The 13,063-nt window shown below is 31.1% G+C and carries 14 protein-coding genes; 12 read left to right on the top strand and 2 right to left on the bottom strand.

Features of this window, described 5'->3' with window-relative positions; all coding sequences use genetic code 11:
- The first annotated feature begins 3 nt into the window (after window positions 1-3).
- Window positions 4-1,635 carry an L-glutamate gamma-semialdehyde dehydrogenase gene (pruA, locus tag AAC008_RS06590; protein ID WP_339888209.1) on the top strand — a complete coding sequence of 544 codons (1,632 nt, stop codon included), beginning with the start codon at window positions 4-6 and terminating at the stop codon, window positions 1,633-1,635.
- A 35-nt stretch (window positions 1,636-1,670) separates the two neighbouring features.
- Here pruA and rsmG read toward each other — a convergent pair whose 3' ends face one another.
- Window positions 1,671-2,300 carry a 16S rRNA (guanine(527)-N(7))-methyltransferase RsmG gene (gene rsmG, locus AAC008_RS06585; protein WP_339888207.1) on the bottom strand — a complete coding sequence of 210 codons (630 nt, stop codon included), beginning with the start codon at window positions 2,298-2,300 and terminating at the stop codon, window positions 1,671-1,673.
- A 104-nt stretch (window positions 2,301-2,404) separates the two neighbouring features.
- Between rsmG and AAC008_RS06580 the strand changes: the two genes are divergently transcribed.
- The 11 genes from AAC008_RS06580 (at window position 2,405) to AAC008_RS06530 (ending at window position 12,429) form a co-directional block, all read left to right on the top strand.
- Window positions 2,405-3,499 carry an acyl-CoA desaturase gene (locus tag AAC008_RS06580; RefSeq protein ID WP_339888205.1) on the top strand — a complete coding sequence of 365 codons (1,095 nt, stop codon included), beginning with the start codon at window positions 2,405-2,407 and terminating at the stop codon, window positions 3,497-3,499.
- 51 nt (window positions 3,500-3,550) lie between these two features.
- On the top strand, window positions 3,551-4,741 hold the full coding sequence (locus AAC008_RS06575) for a pyridoxal phosphate-dependent aminotransferase (RefSeq protein ID WP_339888204.1): 1,191 nt from the start codon (window positions 3,551-3,553) through the stop codon (window positions 4,739-4,741).
- Between the two features lie 81 nt (window positions 4,742-4,822).
- Window positions 4,823-5,983, top strand: coding sequence for a formate-dependent phosphoribosylglycinamide formyltransferase (gene purT / locus AAC008_RS06570; RefSeq protein WP_339888203.1), 1,161 nt, complete (start codon window positions 4,823-4,825; stop codon window positions 5,981-5,983).
- Between the two features lie 3 nt (window positions 5,984-5,986).
- Complete coding sequence (locus AAC008_RS06565) at window positions 5,987-6,322, top strand: DUF6370 family protein (protein WP_339888202.1); 336 nt, start codon at window positions 5,987-5,989, stop codon at window positions 6,320-6,322.
- Window positions 6,322-6,897, top strand: a complete 576-nt coding sequence (locus tag AAC008_RS06560; protein ID WP_339888201.1) for a Crp/Fnr family transcriptional regulator — start codon at window positions 6,322-6,324, stop codon at window positions 6,895-6,897. Before AAC008_RS06565 ends, AAC008_RS06560 begins: the two co-directional genes overlap by 1 nt.
- A 79-nt stretch (window positions 6,898-6,976) precedes the next feature.
- Complete coding sequence (locus AAC008_RS06555; RefSeq protein WP_339888200.1) at window positions 6,977-7,693, top strand: pirin family protein; 717 nt, start codon at window positions 6,977-6,979, stop codon at window positions 7,691-7,693.
- Between the two features lie 56 nt (window positions 7,694-7,749).
- Complete coding sequence (locus AAC008_RS06550) at window positions 7,750-8,028, top strand: GNAT family N-acetyltransferase (RefSeq protein ID WP_339888199.1); 279 nt, start codon at window positions 7,750-7,752, stop codon at window positions 8,026-8,028.
- A 16-nt stretch (window positions 8,029-8,044) separates the two neighbouring features.
- A complete protein-coding gene (locus AAC008_RS06545; protein WP_339888198.1) occupies window positions 8,045-8,197 on the top strand; it encodes a (4Fe-4S)-binding protein in 153 nt (50 codons plus the stop codon).
- A gap of 62 nt (window positions 8,198-8,259) precedes the next feature.
- The gene (locus AAC008_RS06540; RefSeq protein ID WP_339888196.1) at window positions 8,260-8,787 is read left to right on the top strand and encodes an NAD(P)H-dependent oxidoreductase; all 528 of its coding nucleotides are present in this window, start codon (window positions 8,260-8,262) and stop codon (window positions 8,785-8,787) included.
- A 70-nt stretch (window positions 8,788-8,857) separates the two neighbouring features.
- Window positions 8,858-9,733 (top strand): ACP S-malonyltransferase, encoded by an 876-nt coding sequence (gene fabD / locus AAC008_RS06535; protein WP_339888195.1) that lies wholly within the window; start codon window positions 8,858-8,860, stop codon window positions 9,731-9,733.
- 59 nt (window positions 9,734-9,792) lie between these two features.
- On the top strand, window positions 9,793-12,429 hold the full coding sequence (locus AAC008_RS06530) for a T9SS type A sorting domain-containing protein (protein WP_339888194.1): 2,637 nt from the start codon (window positions 9,793-9,795) through the stop codon (window positions 12,427-12,429).
- 82 nt (window positions 12,430-12,511) lie between these two features.
- Here the strand turns inward: AAC008_RS06530 and AAC008_RS06525 are convergent, their stop codons facing one another.
- Entirely contained in the window at window positions 12,512-13,048 is a 537-nt protein-coding gene (locus tag AAC008_RS06525) for a hypothetical protein (RefSeq protein ID WP_339888193.1), read from the bottom strand.
- Window positions 13,049-13,063: the final 15 nt, after the last annotated feature.

Genomic DNA, 13,063 nt, shown 5'->3' with positions numbered 1-13,063 from the left:
ATCATGCCAAAAGGATTCTTTCATGTCCCAAAAGCGGTTAACGAACCCGTAAAATCTTACGCTCCAAATTCTCCAGAAAAAGCAGCCGTTTTAGCAGCTTATAAGAAAATGTGGAACGAAAATATAGATGTTCCTATGTACATAGGTTCAGAAGAAATTCGCACAAATAACACAAAAACAATGTCTGCTCCTCACGACCATCAACATATCGTAGGAACATATCATTTAGCTGAAAAATCTCATGTAGATAAAGCTATTACAGCTGCATTAGAAGCAAGAAAAGAATGGTCTCAAATGCCTTGGGAACACAGAGCTGCAATCTTTTTAAAAGCTGCTGAATTAATTGCTGGTCCATATAGAGCTAGAATTAATGCTGCAACAATGATTGCACAATCAAAAAATATTTTTCAAGCAGAAATTGATGCTTCATGTGAGTTAATTGACTTTTTACGTTACAACGTAGAATTCATGACTCAAATTTATAACGACCAACCAACGTCAAATTCTGATGTTTGGAATAAAGTTGAATATCGTCCTTTAGAAGGATTTGTTTATGCAATTACTCCATTTAACTTTACGGCTATTGCTGCAAATTTACCTGCTAGTGCTGCATTAATGGGAAATACTGTTGTTTGGAAACCTAGTGATAGTCAAGTTTTTTCTGCAAAAATCATTATTGATATTTTCAAAGAAGCTGGAGTTCCTGATGGAGTTATCAATGTAGTTTTTGGAGATCCAGTGATGATTTCTGATACAATTTTTGATCATCCAGATTTTGCTGGAGTTCATTACACAGGTTCAACGTATGTTTTTAAAGAAATTTTCAAGAAAATTGGAAACAATATTCATACTTACAAAACATATCCAAGAATTGTTGGAGAAACTGGTGGAAAAGATTTCATCGTTGCACATGCATCAGCAAATCCAAAACAAGTGGCAACAGGAATAGTTCGTGGTGCATTTGAATTTCAAGGACAAAAATGTTCAGCAGCTTCAAGAGCTTACATTCCTCAAAGTATGTGGCCTGCAGTTAAAGAGCAATTAGTAACAGATGTAAATTCTATGAAAATGGGTTCTCCAGAAGATTTTGGAAACTTCATTACAGCAGTTATTCATGAAGGTTCATTTGACAAGTTAGCTAGTTTTATTGACCAAGCTAAAAAAGATAGTGATGCTGAAATTTTAGTAGGTGGAAATTACGATAAATCTAAAGGTTATTTTATTGAGCCAACAGTTATTGTAACAACAAACCCAAAGTATGCTACAATGGAAACAGAACTTTTTGGACCCGTAATTACAATTTATGTTTATGAAGATGCAAAATGGTCAGAGACATTAAAATTAGTGGATGAAACTTCAGAATATGCTTTAACTGGAGCAATTTTTAGTAGAGATAGATACGCAACTGTTGAAGCAACAAATGCTTTAGAAAATGCTGCTGGAAACTTCTATATCAACGACAAACCAACAGGAGCTGTTGTAGGAATGCAACCATTTGGTGGAGCAAGAGCTTCAGGAACAAATGACAAAGCAGGTTCTATGCAAAACTTATTGCGTTGGGTTTCACCAAGAACCATTAAAGAAACTTTCGTTACACCAGAAGATTATAGATATCCTTTCTTAGGAGAAAAATAAATACAAAAAAGGGATTCAAAATTGAATCCCTTTTTTTATGCTTTAAACTTTAAAGGCAAATGCACCACTTTTTTAGTTTCAAAAAAATCTTCACTAAAATAATCTGATAAATTATATTCTGTTGCTTTTGGAAAATCTTTTAATTCTTCCGTTAAATCACCACCTTTTAAATATAGAATTCCGTTTTTAAGTTCGTGTTTACTTTGTTTTTTGATTTTATCTTTAATCCAACTTACAAAATCAGGCATATTTGTAACTGCTCTACTTACGATAAAGTCAAAATCTCCTTTTACGTTTTCAGCACGCATTTGTTCAGCTTTTACATTTTTTAAATCTAAAGCGTTTGCTACTTCATTAACCACTTTTATTTTTTTAGCAATAACATCAATCAAATAAAAACGCGTTTCTGGAAATAGAATCGCTAATGGAATTCCAGGAAAACCACCACCAGTTCCAACATCTAAAATATATGTTCCTTTTTCAAACTGCTGAATTTTAGCTATTCCAAGAGAATGTAAAATATGTCTTGTATAAAGTTCGTCTATATCTTTTCTTGAAATTACATTGATTTTTGAATTCCAATCTTCATATAAAGCTTGTAATTTTTCAAATTGTTCAATTTGAACAGGAGTTAAATTGGGAAATTGCTTTAAAATTTCTTGCATAAAGTTAATTTTTTACAAAAATAGTCATTTTAATGAATAAAAAATGATGAATATCATATTTGAAAAAATTATAATAATTATCTTTGACACTTAATTAAATATTTATGAATTCGAATTCACCAACTTTTTCAAACAACGATTCAATGAAGTTCTTTCGTACTCTAAACAAGAGAGTTAACGAATACTTCAAAGAAAACAAAATACAAAAAACAGGAAACTGGAAACTGCATTTAAAAACTGTAGTGATGTTTGCAATATTTTTAACACCTTATTTCTTTCTTTTGGCAATGAATATGCCTTTTTGGGTTTATTTACTTCTTAACGTAGTTATAGGAATAGGAATGGCTGGCGTTGGAATGAACGTAATGCACGATGGAAATCACGGTTCGTACTCATCAAAGGGCTGGCTAAACAAAATTATGGGTGGAAGCATCTATATTTTAGCCGGTAATGTGTACAACTGGCAAGTACAGCACAACGTTTTACATCACACCTATACTAATATTCATGGTCATGATGAAGATTTAGATGCCGGAAGAGTAATGCGTTTTACAAAACAAGCAGACTGGAAATACTTTCATAAATTTCAACATCTTTATTCCGTTTTCTTATACGGTCTTTTGACTTTCAATTGGGCAATCACTACAGATTTTCTTCAAATGAAACGTTTTTTAAAAAGAAAATTATCTTATGGAGAATTCGTAAAACCTTCAATAAGATGGACAACCTTGGTTATTACTAAGGTAATTTATTTCTCTATCTGGTTAGTAATTCCAATGGTAATTGGAATTGTTTGGTGGAAAGTTTTATTAGGATTCGTTGTAATGCATTATACAGCAGGAGTTATCTTAAGTGTAGTTTTCCAATTGGCACACGTGGTTGAAGACACCATTACTCCTTCTCCAAGTGAAGATGGTACTATGGAAAACACTTGGGCTATTCACCAATTGTTTACAACAGCTAACTTTGCTCCAAAAAACTGGTTAGTAAATTATTATACTGGTGGATTGAATCATCAAGTAGAGCATCATTTATTCCCACACATCAGTCATATTCATTATGATAAAATCGGTAAAATTGTAAAAGAAACAGCTTTAGAATACAATTTGCCTTATTATGAATTTAAAACCATGAGAGGAGCTCTTTATTCGCATTTTAAACATTTAAAAGAATTAGGACAAAAACCTCAATTAGTATAAACATCTGGACGCGATTAATTTCGCGTCTCTTTATTTAACATCATCAATACCATGAACAATCCACTTTCAGACAGAATTAACAAATTATCGACATCTCAAACTTTAGCTATGGCTGCTTTAGCTAGAGAACTAAAATCACAAGGGAAAGACATCATCAGTTTAAGTTTAGGTGAGCCTGATTTTAACACTCCTGATTTCATTAAAGAAGCTGCAAAAAAAGCAATTGACGAAAATTACTCAACGTATTCTCCAGTTGATGGGTATATGGATTTAAAAGAAGCCATTTGTAGAAAATTCAAAAGAGATAACGATTTAGATTATAAGCCTTCAAACGTTGTAGTTTCCACTGGTGCAAAACAAGCTTTGTACAACATTGCTCAAGTCATGCTTAATGATGGTGATGAAGTTATTTTACCAGCTCCTTATTGGGTTTCTTATTACGAAATCGTAAAAATGGCTGGAGGAATTCCTGTTGAAGTTCCAACAACTATTGAAAGTGATTTTAAAATCACACCAGAACAACTAGAAAAAGCAATTACACCAAAAACAAAAATGATTTGGTATAGTTCTCCTTGTAATCCAAGTGGTTCTGTTTTTAATCGTGAAGAATTAACTGCTTTATCAGAAGTAATTCTAAACCAAAAACAAGAAATTTATGTAGTTTCTGATGAAATTTACGAACACATCAACTTTTCAGGAACATTTTGTAGTATAGCTTCAATTCCAGGTATGTTTGAAAGAACTATTACCGTAAACGGAGTTGCAAAAGCTTTCGCGATGACAGGTTGGAGAATCGGTTATATTGGAGCTTCTGAAATTATAGCAAAAGCTTGTACAAAAATGCAAGGACAAGTTACTTCTGGAGCAAATTCAATTGCACAAAGAGCTACAATTGCAGCTGTTGATGCTGATCCAAAAGTATTAAATGAAATGGTTTCAGCCTTTAAAAGCAGAAGAGACTTAGTAGTTGGATTAATTAAAGAAATTCCAGGATTAAAAATCAATTCACCTGAAGGAGCATTTTATGTATTCCCAGATGTATCTGACTATTTTGGAAAAATCCTTAGAGGAACAGAAATTAAAGACGCTAACGATTTTGCAATGTATTTACTTTCTGAAGCTAATGTTGCAACAGTAACAGGTGAAGCTTTTGGAAATCCAAACTGCATTAGATTCTCCTACGCAACAAGCGAAGAGTTATTATCTGAAGCAATGCGAAGAATTAAAGAAGTATTAGCATAAAATAGGTTAAAAGGTATGAGGTTAAAAGGTTATAAGTAATGCCTTTTAACCTCATAACCTTTTAAACCAATAAACAAAACAATGAAAATATTATTATTAGGATCAGGTGAACTAGGAAAAGAATTTGTAATTGCAGCACAACGAATCGGTCAAACGGTTATTGCAGTTGACAGTTATGAAAATGCACCTGCAATGCAAGTCGCACATAGTTTTGAAGTCATAAACATGCTTGATGGTGCAGAATTAGACAGAATCGTAACTAAACACCAACCTGATTTTATTGTCCCTGAAATTGAAGCTATTCGAACAGAACGTTTTTATGATTATGAAAAACGAGGAATCACAGTTGTTCCTTCTGCAAAAGCTGCAAATTTCACTATGAATAGAAAAGCAATTCGTGATTTAGCAGCTAAAGATTTAGGTTTAAAAACAGCAAATTATCGCTATGCAACAACTGCAGATGAATTACAAAAAGCCGTTCAAGAAGTTGGAATGCCTTGTGTAGTAAAACCATTAATGAGTTCGTCTGGAAAAGGTCAATCTACTATAAAAACTAATGAAGATATAACAAAAGCATGGAATTATGCTGTTGAAGGTTCTCGTGGTGATGTTGTAGAAGTTATTGTGGAAGCATTTGTGAATTTTCATTCTGAAATTACTTTATTAACAGTTACCCAAAACAACAACCCAACTCTTTTCTGTGCACCAATTGGCCACAGACAAGAACGAGGTGACTATATGGAAAGTTGGCAACCTGCAAGAGTTTCTGACAAAGATTTATTTGAAGCACAAGACATGGCCGAAAAAGTTACAGAAGCACTTGGTGGCGCTGGCCTTTTTGGTGTAGAATTTTTTTTAACAGACGAAGGAGTTTATTTTTCTGAGTTATCTCCAAGGCCACATGATACTGGAATGGTTACTTTAGCCAATACTCAAAATTTTAATGAATTTGAATTACATCTTCGTGCGATTTTAAGTTTACCAATTGCAGAAATTACTCTAGAAAAAAATGGAGCAAGTGCTGTAATTTTAGCTTCTGAAAACTCTAACAATCCAACATTTACTGGTGTTGAAAAAGTGGCTTGTTTACCAAAAACAGATTTTAGATTATTTGGCAAACCAACTTCAAGACCTTACAGAAGAATGGGAGTTGTTTTAACTCACGATTCATTAGAAACTCCAATTGAAAAAATTATTGAAAGAGCAAAAATAACAGCTAAATTAGTAACCGTAAATCCATAAAAAATGAAAAAAACAGTCTTACTATTAATCTTCTTTTCAACTTTAAGCATTTTTGCTCAAGAGAAAAAAATAACGATTGAAAAACAAATTGTAGAAACTTCTTGTGGTCAATGTCAATTTGAAATGACAGACAAAAAAGGATGCGATTTAGCCATTAGAGTGGATGGAAAAGCATATTTTGTAGAAGGAACATCGATTGATGATCATGGTGATGCACACGCACATGATGGCTTTTGTCAAGCAGTTAGAAAAGCAGAGGTTTCTGGAGAAATAGTTAATGAAAAATTTAAAGTGACACATTTTGCACTGTTACCAAAAGAAGAAAAGCCTAAAAAATAATGACTTTACTACTTCAAAATATAGAAAAAATAATTTCGCTTTCTGAAAAGGAAAAGGAACTAATTTTATCTAAAATTGAAGTCAGAAATTACAAAGCTAAAGCAGTCTTACTTAATGCTGGAGAAATTTGCAAACATTCCTATTTTGTGAATTCTGGAATTTTAAGAAGTTTCAATATTAACGACAATATTGTTGAGCATGTTTTACACTTTGCTTGTGAAGGTTGGTGGATTGGAGATATGTATAGTTTACTTTCTCAAAAACCGGGAAATTTATTCATTGAAGTTAATGAAGATGCTGAAATCGTTTTACTTTCAAAAGAAAACCAAGAAGAATTATATTTAAAAATTCCAAAATTAGAACGCTTTTTTAGAATTCTAACTGAAAACTCATTAGTAGCTCATCAAGAACGATTAATGGATAATTTAAGTCTATCTGCAGAAGAACGTTTTGAAAAATTTTGTTCAAAATATCCAACGCTAATTCAACGTGTACCTCAAAAACAAATTGCTTCATACATAGGAGTTACACCAGAATTTTTTAGTAAAATGAAAGCTAAAATGCTGAAAAAGTAATTTCTTAATCTAGGTTAAGTGCTCTTCCTTTGTTCCTAACGTAAATTTGTATCATAATAATTACTAAATTTATATCCTTATGAAAAATACAGTTTTACATAAAGCAAAAACAAGAGGAAATGCAAACCACGGTTGGTTAAATGCTTTTCATAGTTTCAGTTTTGGAAGTTGGTACAACCCAGAAAGAGTTCAATTTGGAACTTTGAGAGTTTTGAATGATGACACAATTGCAGCAGGAATGGGTTTTGGGACTCATCCTCATGACAATATGGAAATTATCACTATTCCGTTAGAAGGTGATTTGGCACATAAAGACAGTATGGGAAATACTGAAGTGATAAAAACTGGTGATGTTCAAGTAATGAGTGCCGGAACAGGAATTCAACATTCTGAGTTTAATCCAAATCCAGATTTACAAACTAAATTATTTCAAATATGGTTGTTTCCAAAAACTCGTGATGTTACACCACGTTACCAACAAATTACTTTAGATAAATCGTTAGAAAAAAATAATTTCGCTCAAATATTGTCACCTAATGAAAATGATGAAGGTGTTTGGATTCATCAAGATGCTTGGTTTTATTTAAGCGATTTTGACGAATATTTTTCAAAAAAACTTACGCTTAAAAAAGAAGGAAACGGATTTTACATCATGAATATTGAAGGAGAAATCGAAGTAAATGGTGAAAAACTAGAACAAAGAGATGCACTTGGCGTTTGGGAAACTTCAGCATTAGAAATAAAAGCATATACAAAAGCAAAATTTTTAGTAATGGAAATTCCGATGGAAGTTTAAAAAAGTGCTCAGTGTTCAGTTAGTAGTGTTCAGTCACAGTTTAAATCAAATAAAAAATGGAAGTACAATTAAATATAAACGATAAAAATGGTTTTTTCTATATTGAAGAAAATGGAAAAACAGAAGCTAAAATGACTTTTGTGTTTGCTGGTGAAGATAAAATCATAATTGACCACACAGAAGTAAATGAAGGGAATAATGGAAAAGGTTATGGCAAAATGATGGTTGAAAAATCAGTTGAATATGCTAGAGAAAAAAACATCAAAATAATTCCTCTTTGTCCTTTTGCAAAAAAAGTGATAGAAAAAACACCTGAATTTCAAGATATTTTATAACTTAAATTTATTAACCATGAGCACAAAAGACATTACAAAAGAATATACAAACGGTGAAGTTACTGTTGTATGGCAATCTGGAAAGTGTACGCATTCTGGAAATTGTGTAAGAAATAATCCTGATGTTTTTCAACCCAAAGAAAAACCTTGGATTAAAATTGACAGATAAAATCATGGAAACTGTAAATAAATGTCCTTCTGGAGCTCTTTCATACTATAAAAACAAAAAAAATGACTAAAAAAATAATAGCCTTTGGTGGTTCATCAAGTAAAAATTCAATTAATAAAAAACTAGCAACTTATTCCTCAAGTTTATTTAAAAATGCTACTGTCGAAATTTTAGATCTAAATGATTTTGAAATGCCTGTTTTTTCAGTTGACAAAGAAGAAAATGGTTTTCCAAAAGAAGCTCAAAACTTCCTTAATAAAATTGAAGAAGCAGATTTACTAGTTGTTTCATTAGCCGAACACAATGGCGCTTATTCAGCTGCATTTAAAAACATTTTAGATTGGACTTCTAGAATAAATGGAAAAGTTTTTCAAGGAAAAAGAATGTTATTAATGGCAACTTCTCCAGGTGCTCGTGGTGGACAATCGGTTTTAGAAATTGCGAAAGATAGATTTCCAAGACATGATGCTACTTTAGTAGGCACATTTTCTTTGCCAAGTTTTCATGATAATTTTGATAATAAAAACGGAATTAATAATTCTGATTTAAAAAATGAGTTAATGGAAATTGTAAATTCAATTGATTTATAATAAAAATGTTATTTTTGCAACAAAATAATCGTTCAGCATTGATGAGATGCTGAAATAAATTCAGCATAAAATGAAAGCATACATATTTCCAGGTCAAGGTGCTCAATTCTCAGGAATGGGAAAAGACTTATATGAAACCTCAGCATTAGCCAAAGATTTATTTGAAAAAGCAAACGAAATTTTAGGTTTCAGAATCACAGACATAATGTTTGAAGGAACTGCTGAAGAATTAAAAGAAACGAAAGTAACACAACCAGCTGTTTTTTTACATTCAGTAATTTTAGCAAAAACTTTAGGAGCTGATTTTAAACCCGAAATGGTTGCAGGTCACTCATTAGGTGAATTTTCTGCATTAGTTGCCAATGGAACATTATCTTTTGAAGATGGGTTAAAATTAGTTTCAAAACGTGCATTAGCTATGCAAAAAGCTTGTGAAATTAAACCTTCAACAATGGCTGCTGTTTTAAATTTGGACGATAAAATTGTAGAAGATATTTGTGCTTCAATTGATGGAATTGTTGTGGCTGCAAACTATAACTGTCCAGGACAATTAGTAATTTCTGGAGAATACAAAGCGGTAGAAGAAGCTTGCGAAAAAATGAAAGAAGCTGGAGCAAAAAGAGCATTGATTTTACCTGTTGGTGGAGCATTTCACTCACCAATGATGGAACCAGCAAGAGAAGAATTGGCAGCTGCAATTGAAGCAACTACTTTCTCCACTCCTATTTGTCCGGTTTATCAAAACGTAACAGCAAGTGCTGTTTCTAATGCTGAAGAGATTAAGAAAAACTTAATTATTCAATTAACTGCTCCAGTTAGATGGACACAATCTGTACAACAAATGATTGCTGATGGAGCAACTAGCTTTACAGAAGTTGGCCCAGGAAAAGTTTTAGTTGGATTGGTTGGAAAAATTAATAAAGACGCTGAAACGCATTCTGCATAATTAATTTTTTCTAAAGAAATGATTAAATTCATTATCTTTGAAAGTCAAATTGATTGATTATGAAAAATTTATTTTTTTATTTAGTACTGTTTTTTACTGCTATTACTAATGCCCAAACAGTTGCTGAGCTAGACCTTACTTTTAACAATAACAGTGCTTTATCCGGAAATGGAGAAGGCCCTATAAAATATGGTTTTGTTACTGCTGCTGCTCTACAAACAGACGGTAAAACAATTGTTGCAGGTAGTTTTACATCTTATAATGGAACTCCGTGTAATGGATTAATAAGATTAAACGTTGATGGATCACAAGACAATAGCTTTGTTATTAGCACTCTTAGTAACAGTAATATAAAATCAATAAATATACAACCAGATGGGAAAATAATTATTGCCGGAAGTTTTCAATACTTAAATGGTAATAGTGGAGCTAATTATAGTGATATTGCAAGACTAAATACAGACGGCTCAACTGATTTAACTTTTAATTCTACCATAGTAAATACAGTTGGTGGCGTTAGTGGTTCAATTATCAACTCATCTATAATTCTGCCTAATGGAAAAATTATTATTTGTGGCAATTTCACTACATATAATAATATAAATGCATACAGAATTGCAAGATTAAATACTGATGGAACTCTTGATACAAGTTTTAACATTAGTGGTTTAGGTGCTCAATATGGTATTACAAACTATAATAGTGAAACTGATATAAAAAGTCTAAAGTTACAACCAGATGGGAAAATAATAGTTATAGGTAACTTTACGGCTTTTAATAGTACTGTTAGAAATCATATTGCAAGATTAAATAGTGACGGGACTATTGATTTAAGTTTTAATTCTGAAATAGGGTTAAGTTTTCAATCTAATGAATATATTAAAGCTAATTCAATTTCTATACAACCTGATAACAAAATCATTGTTGGAGGTCAGTTTATAACCTACAATAATTCTCCTGCAAAAGGACTTGTTAGAATTAATAGTGATGGTTCAATTGACAATACATTTAATGTTGGAAATGGTTTCATTTTACAAGGAAATTTAGTAACTGGAAACACATACATATATCCTGGAGAAGTGATTAAAACTGAAATCCAACCTGATGGTAAAATTATTGTAGGTGGTGATTTTATTAAAATTGATCAAACATTAATAAGAAATTTAGCAAGATTAAATACTGATGGCTCATTAGATCTAACATTTAACAATTTTAGTGGACCTTCAAATATATTTTTTCCGCCCTCTAGTGGTAACATTACAGGAAAAATTTCAACTTTATTTTTAGATAATCAAAATATTTTTATTGGAGGAAGTTTTGATTTCTACAATTACACACACATTGGTTCATTTACAAAATTAAATAGCAATGGAACAGTTGATTTTGATTTTAATAAAAACAATGGCCCAAATCATACTGTAAAATGTACAAAAATTCAGTCTGACGGAAAAATAATTATTGGAGGGATTTTTACAAGATATAACGGTGCAGATACGAAAGCAATCGTTAGAGTAAATGAAGATGGAAGCATAGACCAAAGCTTTAACATCGGAAGCGGTGCAGTAGCAAACACTAATATTCAAGCACGTAATTTTAGTTATATTAATTCAATCATTATTCAATCGGATAATAAAATTATTGCTGCAGGTCATTTCGACTTTTTTAATAATACTGCAAAAAGTTCAATTGTAAGGTTAAATGCGGATGGTTCTGTAGACAATACTTTCAATCCTATTTTACCATTATATACAAACTCAATTAATAAAATAATTCTACAATCTGATGGAAAAATAATTGTAAAAAGTAACAATACATTATTTCGTTTAAATTCAGATGGTTCAAACGACAATTCATTTAATCATATAACAATTAATAGTAGCTATAGCAATCAAAATTCAGTTATTTTAAAAAATGACGGTAAAATTATTTATACTGATGGAAATAGTATAAAAAGATTAAATGCTAACGGGTCTATTGATACAACTTTTAATATTGTAAGTGTTTGTTGCGTGTTTTCCATAGAGGTTAATTCTGATGATAAATTAATTATCGCAGGAGATTTTAGCAGTGTAAATAATGTATCTGTTTACAAAATTGCAAGACTAAATCCAAACGGAACACTTGATGTAACATTTTATCCAAACGGTTTTTATTGCGACAAGATTCTAACCACAAAAATTTTAAGTAATGGAAAGATTTTATTGGGGTGTTATGGCAATAGCTCACAAACTATACAATCATTAATATTATTAAATAGCAATGGAAGTTTCGATTCAAATTTTAATATAGGAACTGGTTTTGCTTTCGCATCCATTGATGCTGAACATTCTATTTATGACATAAACATACAAGATGACAATAAAATTTTAGTTGGTGGATCATTTACAGCTTATAATGGAGTAAATCAAAATAGAATTTTAAGATTAAACAATTCAGGCAGCTTAACTAATGATTTATTCAATTCTTCAAATGAAATCTCTTTATTTCCAAATCCAACAAATCATTTATTAAACATTGATGTTCCTGATAATTTTGAAATTAAATCTATAAATATTATCAATCAAATTGGCCAAACTGTTATTAACCAAAATGAAAACTATAAAACTATTGATGTTTCTACTTTAAGTAATGGTATCTATTTCATAAAAATAAATGGTGAAAATGGAACTATTACAAAGCAATTTATTAAAAATTAATAAAGACGCTGAAACTCATTCTGCATAAGCTTTAACTAAATAAAATACAAAAGCCTTTCAGTTTCTAATTGAAAGGCTTTTTTTAGAATATAGGTTTTTCTGAATTACCAAATACATCAGTTGAATTAGAACAATCTAAATATACGTTGCAATTTGGCATTCTATCTTTTAACACATAAGCTTTTTTAAGAATGTTTTCTTCTGTGTCATCATCATTTGAATCCAAAAAAATTTCTTTAAGACTTTGATTGTTCAAATCTTCACATAAATCGCTTAAAGCTATCTGTGTTCTAGTAATGTTTAAACTTTCTAAAGATTCCATTTTATTGAAATACGGAATACTTTCTTTAGTTATTTGATCATGTTTTCGTAAATGAAGCTTTCTCAAATTCTTGAAATTCATCATGTGTTTTACACCTTCGTCTGTAACGTAAGATTCTTTTAGATATATTTCATGAACAATATCAACACGTAAACTTATAAAATAAAAATAGTCATCGGTTTGTTCGTCTCCATAGCCATAGCCACCAATGTTATTCCATTCTTTTGGTATACTTTCTGATTTTTCGATTCGAAAATGCTTTAGCCAGAATTTTTTTTCTTCTTTTTGGAGGCTCATTATTAATTTGAATAA

Source organism: uncultured Flavobacterium sp. (genome assembly GCF_963975515.1).
GTDB lineage: Bacteria > Bacteroidota > Bacteroidia > Flavobacteriales > Flavobacteriaceae > Flavobacterium.
The sequence above is the reverse complement of the archived record's forward strand: the minus strand, read 5'-3'. Positions and strand labels throughout refer to the sequence as shown.

Bases quoted from the DNA above. Each gene is read 5' to 3' on its own strand.
- purT (WP_339888203.1), top strand. From the start codon at position 4,823: ATGAAAATATTATTATTAGGATCAGGTGAACTAGGAAAAGAATTTGTA.
- AAC008_RS06565 (WP_339888202.1), top strand. From the start codon at position 5,987: ATGAAAAAAACAGTCTTACTATTAATCTTCTTTTCAACTTTAAGCATT.
- AAC008_RS06540 (WP_339888196.1), top strand. From the start codon at position 8,260: ATGACTAAAAAAATAATAGCCTTTGGTGGTTCATCAAGTAAAAATTCA.
- AAC008_RS06545 (WP_339888198.1), top strand. From the start codon at position 8,045: ATGAGCACAAAAGACATTACAAAAGAATATACAAACGGTGAAGTTACT.
- pruA (WP_339888209.1), top strand. From the start codon at position 4: ATGCCAAAAGGATTCTTTCATGTCCCAAAAGCGGTTAACGAACCCGTA.
- AAC008_RS06555 (WP_339888200.1), top strand. From the start codon at position 6,977: ATGAAAAATACAGTTTTACATAAAGCAAAAACAAGAGGAAATGCAAAC.
- AAC008_RS06580 (WP_339888205.1), top strand. From the start codon at position 2,405: ATGAATTCGAATTCACCAACTTTTTCAAACAACGATTCAATGAAGTTC.
- AAC008_RS06575 (WP_339888204.1), top strand. From the start codon at position 3,551: ATGAACAATCCACTTTCAGACAGAATTAACAAATTATCGACATCTCAA.
- rsmG (WP_339888207.1), bottom strand. From the start codon at position 2,300: ATGCAAGAAATTTTAAAGCAATTTCCCAATTTAACTCCTGTTCAAATT.
- AAC008_RS06530 (WP_339888194.1), top strand. From the start codon at position 9,793: ATGAAAAATTTATTTTTTTATTTAGTACTGTTTTTTACTGCTATTACT.
- AAC008_RS06560 (WP_339888201.1), top strand. From the start codon at position 6,322: ATGACTTTACTACTTCAAAATATAGAAAAAATAATTTCGCTTTCTGAA.
- fabD (WP_339888195.1), top strand. From the start codon at position 8,858: ATGAAAGCATACATATTTCCAGGTCAAGGTGCTCAATTCTCAGGAATG.
- AAC008_RS06550 (WP_339888199.1), top strand. From the start codon at position 7,750: ATGGAAGTACAATTAAATATAAACGATAAAAATGGTTTTTTCTATATT.
- AAC008_RS06525 (WP_339888193.1), bottom strand. From the start codon at position 13,048: ATGAGCCTCCAAAAAGAAGAAAAAAAATTCTGGCTAAAGCATTTTCGA.